We start from the raw sequence: 13,635 nt of genomic DNA, 5'->3' as shown, positions 1-13,635 counted from the left end.
GTATTCAACAATAAAAATAAATTTAACTTCCTTCCAATTCACTAATGGCATTTGCTATTAACCCTGGGTACTCTTCCTGGATAAAATGACCTCCATCAGTTTCGGTAAAATTGGCATGGGTGATTAATCTCGTGTGAGCTGAACTTAATCTCCCGAGCACAGGATCATTTTTACCCCAGATGATCGAAACTGGTCCCTTAAAGTTTTCAGCAAAAGCTTTCGTTTGGTTTAGAAATTTTACACTAGGATGTTCCAGGGAATCAGGGACCATTCTGGCCATCATTAAAGGTGCTATATTATCTTTAGCCTTTCTTAACGGATAAGAGTATGCCTTACTCACTTCACCCCGAATCGAATCTTTATGGCCTTGAGCGATAGATAAGTAATTTTGAGGAAATCCAAATATCCGGAATGCCAGATCACTGATAAATGGTAAATGACTAAACTTATGAAACAGTGTCGGTTTAAAATTCTCTCTTGGAGGTAGGATAGAGGTATTAAGCAAGACCATCCCTTTAATATTATATGATTGATTCATAGCGGTAAGAAGCCCTATAGGACCACCCCAATCCTGACCGACGAAAATAAAATCATCATCAATAACTTTATTCAAGAAATTGATCATGACATTTTTATGATTTGCAAGAGTATGAAAATTAGGATCTGCTGGTTTTTCGGAAAAACCAAGTCCTAAAAGATCCGGCGCAATACACCTATATTTCTTCGGGTCCAGCCTGTCGATAATATTTCTGTAAATAAAACTCCAGGTTGGATTGCCATGAAGTAAAAAAACCGGAATCCCTGATCCTTTTTCGAGATAATGAATTTCATAGCCATCCACCAGGGTCGTTTTACTTTGAATCCCTTCCGGAATCTGTTCCATTATAAAATCCGGTATTTTTTCCATTCTTAGTTAATTTCTTTTTTAACAACTGAGCATTTATGGCAACGATCACTGTACTCAAACTCATTAAAATTGCTCCAACAGCAGGGCTTAAGATAATTCCGGCCCAGGCTAATACACCCGCAGCCAGAGGAACAGCCACAATATTGTAACCGGCTGCCCACCAAAGATTTTGCATTATCTTTTTATAAGTTGCCGCACCAAATAATATCAGGTTAGCTATATCTTTAGGATTACTATTAACTAAAACAATATCAGCTGTTTCAGCAGCCACATCTGTTCCGGATCCAACAGCGATCCCCACATCTGCCTGGGCAAGGGCAGGGGCATCATTTACTCCATCTCCAGTCATTGCTACAAACTCGCCTTCATTCTGAAGATCTTTTATAATCTTTTGTTTGTCTTCAGGAAGAACTTCCGCATAATAATTGTCGAGTCCGAGTTCTTTACTTACTGCTTTGGCTACTTTTTCGTTATCACCAGTAGCCATCACGATATTGATACCTCGTTCTTTTAGAGTTTTAACAGCATCATATGAATCCTCCCTTATACCATCTGCAAGAGCAAGGTATCCTAACAGGTCTCCATCACTTATTACAAATACTACTGTTTCAGAATCATTTTCAAAGGCATTCTCAGGAATATCGAAATCTTTTTCCTTGAGATATCCCGGACTGACAATCTCGATCTTTTTTCCATTGAGATCAGCCTGGATTCCTTTTCCGGTTATATTTTCAAAGTTTGAAGGTTCATCGAGCTTTATTTCTTTTTCCCGGGATGCCTTAACTATTCCACCTGCAATAGGGTGCTCAGAATTCCCTTCAACTGAAGCAGCAATCGTTAAAAGCTCATCATCAGAAACTGAATCAATAATGCTCTTTATCCTGGTAACTCCAAACTCGCCTTTTGTCAGCGTTCCTGTTTTGTCAAAAATGATCTTAGTGATCTTTCTGGAATTTTCAAAGGCTGTTCTGTTTCTAATCAGTAACCCTTTTTTAGCACTCACAGCTGTACTTATTGCTACTACCAACGGTACAGCCAGACCTAATGCATGTGGACAGGAAATAATCATTACTGTCACCATTCTCTCCAGAGAATACTCAAAATCTTTACCAATTGACAACCAAACAAATAATGTAATGATACCGGCACCCAAAGCCAGATAGAATAACCACCCGGCAGCTTTATTAGCAAGGTTCTGAGTTTTAGATTTGGTATTCTGAGCTTCCTCGACCATACCGATCACTTTCGACAGATAGGAGTCATCACCTGTATGTTTTACCTCAATTTTAATAGAACCATTATCATTGATCGAACCTCCTATTACTTCATCTCCTTTAGATTTTGCAACAGGTTTTGATTCACCTGTGATCATCGATTCGTTCACATGCGATTCACCTTCTACAATTTCACCATCTGCTGGAACTTTTTCACCGGGTCGTACTAAAACAATATCTTCGTTTTTTAGATCTGTTATCTCTATATCCTCAGTTTCACCATTTTCTTTTACGATCCTGGCTTCGGATGGCATAAGTTTGGCAAGTTCCTGCAAGGCATTGGAAGCTCCCATAACAGATTTCATTTCTATCCAATGTCCCAAAAGCATAATAACAATCAAACTGGCCAGTTCCCAGAAAAAGACCTTACCGTCCAATCCAAATACCACAGCGGAACTATAAAAGTATGCAACGGATATAGCCAGAGCGATCAATGTCATCATTCCGGGAGCCTTATCCTTAATTTCATCGAACATTCCTTTAAGAAAAGGCCAGCCACCATAAAAGAATACCAAGGTAGAAAGACCAAACTGAACGTATCGATCACCTGTAAAAGTGAAAGAATATCCGAGTAAATCCTGGATCATTGGAGCCAACACCATTATTGGTATTGTGATTACCAGCGAAATCCAGAACCTTTTCTTAAAATCTTCTATCATATGAGCATGATGATCGTGATGATCATGGCCTTCATGGTTCTCATGATCATGACCCTCATGTTGGTGATCGCTATTCCCCGATTTACCGTGCCCGTGATTCATAATATTAATTAAATGATTTTATAAGCAGCTGATAGTTATTTAGTAAAGATTTTTCTTCTTTAAAAATATAATCCCAAAAACTTATTTTTCCCCGGAAAACTTAAGGTAGATAATTTTTTAAATACAAAAGAATATAAAAAATACCTAAATGGTATTATCTTTTTCTTTACACTAATGCCATTTGATAGAGATAATGAAGAGGGGCCTGATAGTTACCTTATAAAAATTAAAATACTGGAGTTGTTTAGTAAAGGGTTGATTTAAAATATTAATTCCATGGAAAATATGCACTTAGTTTGTATATGCAATCCCTTGATTACGAACTCTTTTTTTGGTTAAACGATCTATCCACTTACCAAAACCTGACCAGAATATTTTTTGCATAAAAGTCCATGTAAAATATATATATGGCTTCACATAGCTGTCTATTCTGATCGTAACTACTGTTTTGTCTTCCTCAAACTCCTTTACCCAGATTTGTAATCGATAGGGCCTTATAAGCCTGAAGCTTAAAAAATAGCTTCCGTAATAATATTTAAGATCACGATACACTCCACTTTCAATTTCTCCCATTACTCCTGAAAATGACATCAAAGGACCATGATGAATGTTTTCTTCTCCTGTAGTCATTTTTTCCTTATCATCATTCATAAACTCCACCCTGTAAGGCCAGATTTGGTGATCAGAGAATGTATCCTTTCTGATAAGGGTTTCCCAGACTGATTCAGGTGAGTTATTTAAAACAAAATCTTTTGTAACCGAATGTTCTTTATATCCAACCGTTTTTTCCTGATTATAATAATCCATAAACCTATTTATTGATAGTTTGTAGTACCTCTTTTTTTCTGTTGTGAATGTAAATTTCCAGCAATATCCATCCAAAAGGCACCCACCATATAAAATCGTTAGTAATAAGCGTGTAGATAAATTCGAAAGGAACCTGCCCGGTGAAATAATTAAAGAAAAAGCCTATAGGGCCGAAAATTTTTCCCAGGAACCCTACTGCTATTATCGGCCAGTGTCTATAGGGATCTTCAGATGCCCACCAGTACCCAAGTCCATAAACACCAACAACCATTCCCATTCCCTGCCAAACCATTGGGTGATTTAGGGGCTCCATTTCGCCCCAATTAAAATAGGCTTGAGGAAAAATAATTACGAAGGCACCCCATAGTACGTTATAAACAGCTGCTGCTCGAAGTACTGTTTTCATGATTCCTAATCTGTTATCCATATCCAAATAACAGAAATGGAATTCGAATGTTTAGGCTAGCTGTTTTTTTAGTTTATTAAGTTTTCTTTTATAGCGAATCATGAAAAATAGAGGAATCAAAGCTACCAGTAGTCCATACAAAAAGCCTTTCATAGTAAACATGTGGGTTCTGTTGGTTTCTATATCCAATCTGTGGTTCCAAAACTCAACAATTTTACCATCTTTAAATCTGAAAACATTAATTATTGGTATGGATTTATCTCCCATCATTAATCTTCCCAGCAAAGTTTCAGGCTCATATTTCCACAACCAGCGAGTAGCTACTTTATCTTCATCCACCAATTGAAATTGAATTTCACCATCCATTTTCCCATTTTCCCAGAAAAAATCAGCAATTTCTTTCTGCTCGATAGCCGGCTCAGTAACACCCTTTCTTTCAAATACATCATGGACGACATAGGTATCTGCTACATAATCTGAATATTTATTCGTATTGTTTGAAAACCACAGGTCTTCATAAAATTTCCTGGCCAATTCCATATTTCTTTCTTGCGTGGGTGTTAGATTCTGAGCCTGTACTTGAAGAGAGATTAGTATCAGGAAGGAGGTGAAAATGCTGAATTTCATAGTAATTGAAGGTTTTAAATTCAATATATCAATTATTTCACCTTCTTCAAATTACTGAGCATCAAAAAGTTAACTACAAACATAGCGCACTATTAAATTATTAAGTTCAGCTAGCATACGAAAAGCCACCTCCAGGCGTAAGAATCCTCATCAACCCTTCTATTATATCAACCCCTTGTTTTCAAGTTTCTCTTTTAGCTTATCATGATCATCCCAAAAGTGATTTTTGATCTCAGAAACTACCTTTTTAAATTCAGGATGGCTTTTCAATGGTTCAATTATCGGATCTAACTCGAAAAAAAGAATTATCCAGTATTGATAATTATCCTGATTTGAAAACACTTTTAATTGCTCAATAGCCTCATCATATTTTCCTTGCCGGGTATAATTGACAGCCATACTGGCGCTGTTATAAATTGAATTGTCCTTTACCAGATAATCAGCAAACGATTTATATAATTCCGCAGCTTTATCCTTGTGTCCCATCTTTTCATAAACCCACCCGACTTTAATGTCATCATGAGTATACATTTCAAGGCCATTTGTTTTTCTCGCTGTTACAAATTTTTCATAATAATAAAATGCGCTATCATACTTTTTCTGGAAGTAAAACATTTTGGCATATTCCTGAAGTATATCTAATCGGGAAGTATCCTTTCTCCATAATTCTCCCAACTCCACCTGTGTTTGCTCTATATCCCTATGTTTAGCAAACATAATCAAAGATTTCACATACGGCGAGTAGTAATTATCTGGATTATAAGCTAACGAAAGGTTAATATACTTGATAGATTGATCTATAAAACCCGCCTGAATCAATGCATTACTCAGGTGTAAATAGGTATAGCTAAACGTTGAGGAATCCTTTGCTCCAACTTTCAACTGGACACCCTTTAACGCATACTCAAGATATTTTTCAGTATCAGGGATTACCCTGGCATAAAAGTCTGAAAGAATTTGAACCACATCAGTAGAATTCGGGTTATATTCCAGTGCCTTTTCCAGGTGTGGGAGAGCCAGTCTGTACTCTTTTTTATGCATATAATACAACGCCTTCGCAATCAAACTCTCTGCCATCTTGGGATCATAGAGTAATGCTTTATCAGCATAATTATTGATCTCTTCTGTATACTTTTTATTTACCTGGTAAATATCAAGAAAGTAGTATGATATGGCCAGGTCGGCATAGGCAAGGGCAAATTGAGGATCATGCTCTACAGCCTTTTTTAATAATGGAATAGCTTTTACCAGTCCTTCCTTTGTTCTTGAATTATAGGGATCCAGGGCTTTTAAATAATAATCATAGGCTTCCAGATTTTCTGTAGGCTTTTTTTGTATTTGTTCAAGTTCGGTGGGCTTAACAATTACTTTGATGGCATTCGCTATTTCTGTTGCTATTTCATTTTGTAAAGAGAAAATATCCACTACCTTCCGGTTGTACTGTTGAGTCCAAACCGGTTGATCATCGGATGCGCGAATTAATTTTATATTTAGCGACACCCGGTCTTCTACCTTTTGACCACTTCCTTCGAGAATATAATTCACATTAAGTTTTTCAGCGATTTCAGGAATTGTTGATTTTGAATCACGATATTGCTCTACTGAGGTTCTACTGACCACCCTTAGATCACCTACCTTCTGTAAGGTATTTAATGTTGATTCCATTAATCCATTTACGAAATAGAGATTCGAAGAATCAACACTTTCATTTTTAAAAGGCAATACTGCAATTGACTTTTCTAAATCTGTTTCTTCACTTACTGCAGATTCTTTGATTACAAAATAACCAGCAGCGAAAATGATGAGAATCAATAAAATCACTACAGGCCATAGTGTAATCTTCTCTTTACTTACATCACCGTTTTCTTCTAAAACATCTTCCGTGACCACTAAATTATCCTTTCTGGATTCTCCCGGGGCGTAACCAAATTGTTCGCGAAAACACTTTATAAAATAAGAGGTACTTGAAAAGCCCACTTTATATGAAATTTCGGAAACTGTCATCGACGACTGCTTTAACAGTTTCATCCCTTCATTTAATCTAACCTGGCGAATAAACTGGCTGGCTGATAGATTAGTATACTTTTTTATCTTTCTGAGCAAATTTGAACGGCTCATATTAACAGATTCAGCCAATTCAGAAACACCAAATTGCTCATCTGAAATATTATCCATAATAATGGATTCTAACTCTTCAATAAACTCTTCTTCCTGATTTGATTTAAAAGACATGTCTTAAAATATAAAGACGAAAATAATATTTTTTTTTTTATTGATCACAAGTTGTTTATGATCTTTTAATCAACTCAAATCCTCCTTTTGCATCATATTTTATACTGATGCATCATAATTTTTATCCTTTCCGCAAACTTGACATTATCCGCTACATAGGTTTTAAGCACTATACAGTGTCATTAACGACCTTTGAAAAAGTAAAAACAAACGAATAAAATATTTAAACTATCTATTATGAAAACTGAAAAAATCTCATTCATGAAAACACTTTCATTATTTGCTTTTACCCTTATACTATTTATTTCCTGCGGGCAATCGACAAATAAAAATGAATTAAAAGGAGAGGTGAGTAGTCCCGAAACGGATATTCACTCAGCCATTATTTCCGGAAACCTGGGAATAGTTAAACAACATATTGAAGCTGGCACTGATCTTAATGCTAAAGAACCAATGAGTGGAGCAACTCCATTAATTACTGCTATTACATTTGATAAAAGAGATATTGCAAAAGAATTAATTAAAGCTGGCTCTGATCTCTCAATTAAAAACAATGACGGTTCAACGGCCTTACACGTGGCCGCGTTTTTCTGCAGAATAGAAATCGTACAAATGCTGATCGATGCTGAAGCCGATAAATCATTAAAAAACAATTATGGTTCAACACCATATGAAATTGTTTCTGTCCCCTATAATGACATCAAACCGGTATATACGATGATTAAGGAACAATTAAAACCCATGGGACTTAACCTGGATCTGGCAGAAATCGAAAAATCACGACCAGTAGTTGCAATGATGCTTCAATAAGACAAATGATGATCACAGAAAGAAGATATGATATTGACTGGTTGAGGGTAATTGCTATTGGGTTGTTATTAATATACCATATAGCAATTATCTTCCAGCCCTGGGCCATGTTTATTGGGTTTATTAGAAGCAATGAACTGATGGAAGAATTGTGGGTCCCGATGACGATGCTTAATGTTTGGAGAATCCCGCTGTTATTTTATGTATCTGGCATGGGTGTATACTTTGCAATGAGAAAACGTAATTGGCAAACTTTATTTCTTGAAAGAACGCGCCGAATCTTAATGCCCTTGATATTTGGAATTATTGCGATTGTGCCTTTACATATTTATATTTTCCAAAGGTATTACAATTTACCATTGGATTATATGCCCGGACCGGCACATTTGTGGTTTCTAGGTAACATCTTTGCCTATGTTTTATTGCTCACACCAATTTTGTTTTTCCTTAAGAAGCGGGAAAAAGGAACAATTCATAAAAAGCTACAAGGTCTGTTCAATAATCCAATCGGACCATTATTAATTTCTGCTTTTTTCGTTCTGGAAGTAATCCTAGTTAAACCTGTTTTATTTGAGATGTATGCCGAAACCTGGCATGGATTTTTTATCGGGTTTCTCGCATTCTTTTTCGGATACCTGTTTGTTTATATTGGTAACCGCTTCTGGAAAACTGTACTAAAATGGCGATGGTTATATTTGGCTATTGCAATGGTGTTATACGGAGTTAGATTGTTCGTTTATAACCTGAATGGATTACATGAACTGACAGCAATAGAATCTAATTGCTGGATATTAACCGTTTTCGGATTTGGTTACAAATACCTAAACAAGCCTGGTAAAATATTAACTTATCTAAGTCAGGCTTCATATCCGGTATATATTATCCATATGGTTTTACTATATGCTGGTTCAGCACTCATCTTACCTTTGGCAATCCCGGTTTATTTTAAGTTTATATTAATGGTCCTATTTACGGGTATAGGCTGTTATCTGATATATGAATTTATTATTCGAAGGGTAGGGTTCCTTAGACCATTATTTGGGTTAAAGAGGCAAAAGACAACTAAGAAAAAAACTACCATTAGAAGAAAACTGGCGGCTCAGGGTTGAGGATAACATAATACTCAAGTTCAAAATTTATTTAGACTGATCTCAAAGTATCCTTTTTACTGCGGTCTGTCTGGGGACAGGCCGCGGATTATGATAAAAGGTCAAAAAGTAAAATAAGCATTTTAACAATTGGCTAATTATATATAGGCCTCAATTGCAGGGGATAATAAGGTAGCTTTCGAGACAAATCTCATGAATCAGCATATAAATGTTGTTTTTGGTAGTTCGTTATTTATGCTGACATACTGAGTAGCCAATTAATTATCACTGGAAAGAGTCCCAGTTTATTCTTTGAGTCTGTTTTTAATTTGCGCTATTTGCCCCATATGATTAGCAGAGTGTTCCAGAACATGAAACCAAACCCAATGGTTGTTTATGCCTTCTTCAATAGTTGAAGCAAACCATTCATCATCTTTAGCTTTCAGGCCTTCGAGTGATTTTTCCCTGACCTGATCCCACAGATCCAGATAATACTTTATTGGTTTCCCTTTTAATTTTTCTCTTGATTCGGTTCCCAGTTCACCGCCAATTCCCCAAAATTCTGCTTCCTCTGCTGTCCAGCTACGTCCTTCCAAAGTTTCGACCTGGTAATAGGCTTCATTAGCTGCTAAGTGCATAATTAGCGCCCCAATACTATTTGCATTATCATCAAATAAGTAATCTGTTTCATTCTGGTCTAAATCACGTACATCCTTTGTAATTCGATTCTTGATATCTTCCAGCATACAAACCATAATTCCTATTTGAGTGGAATATCCTTCTACTGGAATAATTTCGTTTTGCGCATTGGCCCATGAAATCGAAAAAAATAAAACTAACATTGCGAAAATTTTCTTCATCATTTTTTTTTTAGAACAATATGTTGTGTTAGATTGAAATTTATTACAATCACTATAGCCTAATCCTAATATTAATCAAAAAATTAAAATCGTCTTGAGTTAGTCTTTCGTTTTTCTATTCTAAAGATTGGTATTCAATATCTATTTGTTCGATTAACTTAGTTATACTCTTTTTTAAAAGAACTGATTGCCTTGTATAATAATTAAGTTGTCTGGATGAAATATAAATATCAGCTAATATGTGTTTATCAGTAATTTTTATAGGTGAGCCAAAATTACCATATTTTATTTCATACGCATATTTATTTCTTAATTTATTAGAACGATCCAATACATCCTCTCCAATAGTAATTATATCTTTGGCTTCCAACTCATATATACTTTGAATATTATTAAATAGCTCACGATTGCTAAATATGTTTGATTTTCCTTCAGATATCATTGAATTATAAGTTCCAATTTTTGGTCGAAACTTTCTATCTGTAAAGAAAATATACTCTAATTCAGATACCCCTTCAACTTTAGGAAGCTCACCAATAATTTCCTCGAATATAAAGTCAATAGTTGTGTCTTGAGACATTAGTTGAGCAATTCGCCATTTATGATCTTCAATTACATAAGACAACAATAATGTATCTTGAATTAAATCACTTTTTATTTCTTTTAGATAGACTTTCTCTGCATCGCGTAATTTTTTTAATTCATTCGAATTGTTAATGCTTAGAGCAATTAAAATCCCAATAACTACCAGAATAATTTCTCCAATAGCATAAAGAAGATATTTTATAACCTTGTTATCTCTAATCATATTCTGTCTTATTATCCTAAAGATTTTTGCCATTGGTTAATGTTTAATTTAAATGAAGTAACGGTCTCGTATAACCGTCAGTTACGGGTTTATATGCGTTAATATTCGGTTTGGCACAGACTTTAGTAATTCCGAGTGGATTCGGACGTAGTCGAATCCGCCGTAATTGTGGTTATAAATTGTTGTGGCTAGTTTTTCTTTCTAATAATTTTTACAATACGATTAATCATAATTTCCGATAAGTTCCATTCATACCCTTCAAAATTTGTTGTGTTAATAAATTGAACAACCACCGCATCTATATCTTTATGGTATTCTGCAAGGCTTTGATACCCAATAACCAGGCCTCCATGATCGTATTCATAAGGATACATTTCTTGTTCTCCCTGGTCAAATACAGAACCATCGTTTAATGCTCTTAAAAATATGCCAACGTCCTCTGCAGTTGCCAACATGCCATACTCTCGTGCTTTAAAATCTTCATTATATCCCACATAATATCCGCTCATCACATCATCTAAATTAACTTCAGAAATAGAAAAGAAGGTATTATTGAGTTGTAAGGGGTCTAATATTTTCTCTTTGATGTATGTATTATGGCTATACCCCAGGACATCGTCCATGATTTTGCGAAGCAATAAATAATTGGTATTAGAATATTCATATCCCTGATCCGGCTCAAAGCTGGCAGGCAGATCCAGGGCAAAATCAAGAGGATGTTGACCATTACCCTGCTCATCCAGCCAGTAATCGGGATTATCCGTATAATTAGGAATTCCAGATCGATGCTGGACCATCATCTTCAAAGTGATTTTATCTGCATTTTCTATTCGACCTACAAGATTTGGATAAAAATGGGAAAGTGTCTGATCGAAAGACAACCGTTTTTCTTTTGCCAGCTTGGTCAGAGCAACCGCTGTGTAAAGCTTACTAATACTGGCTATTTTAAACAAAGATTTTGGATCAGCCGGTATTTTTTTCTCCCGGTCTTTCCATCCGCCAGCATAAAAGGCCGGAGGCTTACCTGCCTGGTCGACATAAACAATCATGCCATCAAAACCATGTCCTATTGCTTCATCTACTTGTTCCTGTACAGTATCAGGCAGTGGCAATATCCAGGCCATGACCAATATCCACGGTACAAAAAACAAAGATATTACTGTTCCAACGAGTAAGAGTACCCTTACGATCCATTTGGCCTTCTTATTTTTTATCATTATTATGATTTATATGCTTGTGGTAAAAATAACCAAATCGTCCATCAGTTTAGCATTCAGTATCACTTTTTAACATAGCCAACCAAGTCAATTAAAATAGGTTGACTCATCAATTGCCAGAAACACCGAAGAATATAATTCGAACGTTATTCTGTATGGCTAAGGTATTTACTATGATTCTCTTGCCTGGCTTTATTTATTCTATTCGTTTTGCCAGTAAATATTCCTCAACATCAGTCAACAACCTGTCCAGTTCAACACGATTGAGATACTGGCCATTTGTGATTACTCCATCGATAGCTGTTGTATTTTTGATATCATTTAGTGGATTCTTATGAAGTATTACCAGATCAGCCATTTTATTTACTTCAACACTTCCCAGAGAATCACTTGCTTCTAAGTATCTGGCCGGATTCAGGGTGGCGTTATATTTCCTTATTTTACCCATCACTCTACCAGTCAATCAAACGGTAAAAGATAATCCACTATGGGCAGGTTAGTCAGCGAGAAATCTACTGTTTGCTGAAAAAAATTAAATCGTGTCAAGGTAAAACAAATTGTGTCATGGTGGGTTTCTCCTGCCATTTGTCAAATGTTTTCTTTTAGAGTTATTAGGAGAGGGGATATAGGCATTATAAAAATAGGTACGCGTTTTGCTGAAAAAGCAACGCGTACCAGTGAGGTTACACCTGATTATAAAGGATTGCAACCGAAAAAATTTGGTTTTATTTAATTTCCGTATGTAACCGACTGTAAACAGGTATCATAGTCTAAATATCCCATTTAATTCAGCTATTACATCGCCTTATGATATAAAAATAGGTTTTTACTTTTATTGAGATAGGGATATTTTACATTTTTGCCATTAAAAAAATGGGGTACAATAAATTCAAATTTGAGGAAAATCAGTTATCAATCTTTTCAATCAATTATTTCCAAAAAACATCTTCAGAATTATCCATAAAAGGCTCTTCATGATGATGATCTTGGATTTCGTTTAGCTGATCTTTATCTGCCACTTTTTGAATTTCGTTAAAAAGAATTCGTTCTTCGAATCGGATATGCTTTTCTACAGTTTTTTCAATTTCTACTAATAATTCAGGGAGATTTGCATTCTGATTAACCAGGGAGGTTATTTTCTTATGATCTTCGAGGGCTTTTTGTATATGTTCATGATCATTTCCCAGAATTGGAAAGATGAAATTTTCTTCAAATTGAAAGTGGGGGATAAGATGTTTTTGATAAAACCAATCGACATAATTTTTAATGCGTTCAGGAGCGACATTCTTGCTGAGTCCTGTTCTAATCTTCCAGCACAATAACAGGCCGAAATGATGTTCCCGGCTAACAGGTTGTAATGAAACATGTCTCTTAATTGGCTTGTTCACCATCATATGCTTTCCTTCAATTTTTCTTCTTCAGGCTTTAAGATCTTTGCATCGATGAAAAACGTTCCTGCAGGAATAAGTGATGCGATCATAATTAAAAAGAAGTCTTTAGATTCCATTTATAGGTTACTATTGCAGTTAAAGCAAATAATATATACGCTATAAAAAGTACTCCATGTGCCATTCCAACCACATAATTGGGCTGAGGAATATCCAAAATATACTTTAATGGCATTGTTATGGCAAACAGGAGGTAGGAAATCCCTTCCAGAATTGCTATTAGTCTAAATCTCCCGAGAGTTGTTTTTAAATTCATGGTGCAAAAATATACTATAAACCATACATCCAAAAACACAATACCCTATTATGTAAGGAAAAATAGTCTTATACACTTTAACAATTTCGTCTATAATAAAACTATTTTCTTTCAAGCTTTTTATAGAATTATTT

At 35.4% G+C, this 13,635-nt stretch carries 14 protein-coding genes; 2 read left to right on the top strand and 12 right to left on the bottom strand.

Features of this window, described 5'->3' with window-relative positions; genetic code table 11:
• Positions 1–22: 22 nt before the first annotated feature.
• From DCC35_RS11285 to DCC35_RS11260, 6 genes are all read right to left on the bottom strand, one after another.
• The gene (locus DCC35_RS11285; protein WP_137090896.1) at positions 23–907 is read right to left on the bottom strand and encodes an alpha/beta fold hydrolase; all 885 of its coding nucleotides are present in this window, start codon (positions 905–907) and stop codon (positions 23–25) included.
• The gene (locus DCC35_RS11280; RefSeq protein WP_137090895.1) at positions 852–2,942 is read right to left on the bottom strand and encodes a heavy metal translocating P-type ATPase; all 2,091 of its coding nucleotides are present in this window, start codon (positions 2,940–2,942) and stop codon (positions 852–854) included. Before DCC35_RS11280 ends, DCC35_RS11285 begins: the two co-directional genes overlap by 56 nt.
• 291 nt (positions 2,943–3,233) lie before the next feature.
• Positions 3,234–3,749, bottom strand: coding sequence for a hypothetical protein (locus tag DCC35_RS11275; RefSeq protein ID WP_137090893.1), 516 nt, complete (start codon positions 3,747–3,749; stop codon positions 3,234–3,236).
• A gap of 4 nt (positions 3,750–3,753) precedes the next feature.
• The gene (locus tag DCC35_RS11270; protein WP_137090892.1) at positions 3,754–4,155 is read right to left on the bottom strand and encodes an alkyl hydroperoxide reductase; all 402 of its coding nucleotides are present in this window, start codon (positions 4,153–4,155) and stop codon (positions 3,754–3,756) included.
• Positions 4,156–4,206: 51 nt separating this feature from the next.
• On the bottom strand, positions 4,207–4,782 hold the full coding sequence (locus DCC35_RS11265) for a nuclear transport factor 2 family protein (RefSeq protein ID WP_137090890.1): 576 nt from the start codon (positions 4,780–4,782) through the stop codon (positions 4,207–4,209).
• Positions 4,783–4,944: 162 nt separating this feature from the next.
• Positions 4,945–7,014, bottom strand: coding sequence for a helix-turn-helix domain-containing protein (locus tag DCC35_RS11260; protein ID WP_137090889.1), 2,070 nt, complete (start codon positions 7,012–7,014; stop codon positions 4,945–4,947).
• 237 nt (positions 7,015–7,251) lie between these two features.
• Here DCC35_RS11260 and DCC35_RS11255 point away from each other — a divergent pair, with 237 nt between their 5' ends.
• Positions 7,252–7,824, top strand: coding sequence for an ankyrin repeat domain-containing protein (locus DCC35_RS11255; protein ID WP_137090887.1), 573 nt, complete (start codon positions 7,252–7,254; stop codon positions 7,822–7,824).
• Between the two features lie 5 nt (positions 7,825–7,829).
• Complete coding sequence (locus tag DCC35_RS11250) at positions 7,830–8,933, top strand: acyltransferase family protein (RefSeq protein WP_246070002.1); 1,104 nt, start codon at positions 7,830–7,832, stop codon at positions 8,931–8,933.
• A 284-nt stretch (positions 8,934–9,217) separates the two neighbouring features.
• Here DCC35_RS11250 and DCC35_RS11245 read toward each other — a convergent pair whose 3' ends face one another.
• The 6 genes from DCC35_RS11245 to DCC35_RS11220 all read right to left on the bottom strand — a co-directional run bounded on the left by DCC35_RS11245 (position 9,218) and on the right by DCC35_RS11220 (position 13,501).
• Positions 9,218–9,775, bottom strand: coding sequence for a DinB family protein (locus tag DCC35_RS11245; protein WP_217495814.1), 558 nt, complete (start codon positions 9,773–9,775; stop codon positions 9,218–9,220).
• Between the two features lie 112 nt (positions 9,776–9,887).
• Positions 9,888–10,613, bottom strand: coding sequence for a DUF6090 family protein (locus DCC35_RS11240; RefSeq protein WP_137090885.1), 726 nt, complete (start codon positions 10,611–10,613; stop codon positions 9,888–9,890).
• A gap of 155 nt (positions 10,614–10,768) precedes the next feature.
• Entirely contained in the window at positions 10,769–11,797 is a 1,029-nt protein-coding gene (locus DCC35_RS11235) for a serine hydrolase domain-containing protein (RefSeq protein ID WP_137090884.1), read from the bottom strand.
• A 196-nt stretch (positions 11,798–11,993) separates the two neighbouring features.
• Complete coding sequence (locus tag DCC35_RS11230) at positions 11,994–12,245, bottom strand: amidohydrolase family protein (protein ID WP_137090883.1); 252 nt, start codon at positions 12,243–12,245, stop codon at positions 11,994–11,996.
• Between the two features lie 481 nt (positions 12,246–12,726).
• Positions 12,727–13,191, bottom strand: a complete 465-nt coding sequence (locus tag DCC35_RS11225; protein ID WP_217495813.1) for a hemerythrin domain-containing protein — start codon at positions 13,189–13,191, stop codon at positions 12,727–12,729.
• Positions 13,192–13,279: 88 nt separating this feature from the next.
• Positions 13,280–13,501, bottom strand: coding sequence for a DUF3817 domain-containing protein (locus DCC35_RS11220; protein WP_246070000.1), 222 nt, complete (start codon positions 13,499–13,501; stop codon positions 13,280–13,282).
• Positions 13,502–13,635 lie beyond the last annotated feature (134 nt).

Source organism: Mangrovivirga cuniculi, assembly GCF_005166025.1.
Classification (GTDB): Bacteria; Bacteroidota; Bacteroidia; order Cytophagales; family Cyclobacteriaceae; genus Mangrovivirga; species Mangrovivirga cuniculi.
The sequence above is the reverse complement of the archived record's forward strand: the minus strand, read 5'-3'. Positions and strand labels throughout refer to the sequence as shown.

Bases quoted from the DNA above. Each gene is read 5' to 3' on its own strand.
- DCC35_RS11280 (WP_137090895.1), bottom strand. From the start codon at position 2,942: ATGAATCACGGGCACGGTAAATCGGGGAATAGCGATCACCAACATGAG.
- DCC35_RS11220 (WP_246070000.1), bottom strand. From the start codon at position 13,501: ATGAATTTAAAAACAACTCTCGGGAGATTTAGACTAATAGCAATTCTG.
- DCC35_RS11235 (WP_137090884.1), bottom strand. From the start codon at position 11,797: ATGATAAAAAATAAGAAGGCCAAATGGATCGTAAGGGTACTCTTACTC.
- DCC35_RS11260 (WP_137090889.1), bottom strand. From the start codon at position 7,014: ATGTCTTTTAAATCAAATCAGGAAGAAGAGTTTATTGAAGAGTTAGAA.
- DCC35_RS11225 (WP_217495813.1), bottom strand. From the start codon at position 13,191: ATGATGGTGAACAAGCCAATTAAGAGACATGTTTCATTACAACCTGTT.
- DCC35_RS11270 (WP_137090892.1), bottom strand. From the start codon at position 4,155: ATGAAAACAGTACTTCGAGCAGCAGCTGTTTATAACGTACTATGGGGT.
- DCC35_RS11240 (WP_137090885.1), bottom strand. From the start codon at position 10,613: ATGGCAAAAATCTTTAGGATAATAAGACAGAATATGATTAGAGATAAC.
- DCC35_RS11265 (WP_137090890.1), bottom strand. From the start codon at position 4,782: ATGAAATTCAGCATTTTCACCTCCTTCCTGATACTAATCTCTCTTCAA.
- DCC35_RS11230 (WP_137090883.1), bottom strand. From the start codon at position 12,245: ATGGGTAAAATAAGGAAATATAACGCCACCCTGAATCCGGCCAGATAC.
- DCC35_RS11245 (WP_217495814.1), bottom strand. From the start codon at position 9,775: ATGATGAAGAAAATTTTCGCAATGTTAGTTTTATTTTTTTCGATTTCA.
- DCC35_RS11285 (WP_137090896.1), bottom strand. From the start codon at position 907: ATGGAAAAAATACCGGATTTTATAATGGAACAGATTCCGGAAGGGATT.
- DCC35_RS11255 (WP_137090887.1), top strand. From the start codon at position 7,252: ATGAAAACTGAAAAAATCTCATTCATGAAAACACTTTCATTATTTGCT.
- DCC35_RS11275 (WP_137090893.1), bottom strand. From the start codon at position 3,749: ATGGATTATTATAATCAGGAAAAAACGGTTGGATATAAAGAACATTCG.
- DCC35_RS11250 (WP_246070002.1), top strand. From the start codon at position 7,830: ATGATGATCACAGAAAGAAGATATGATATTGACTGGTTGAGGGTAATT.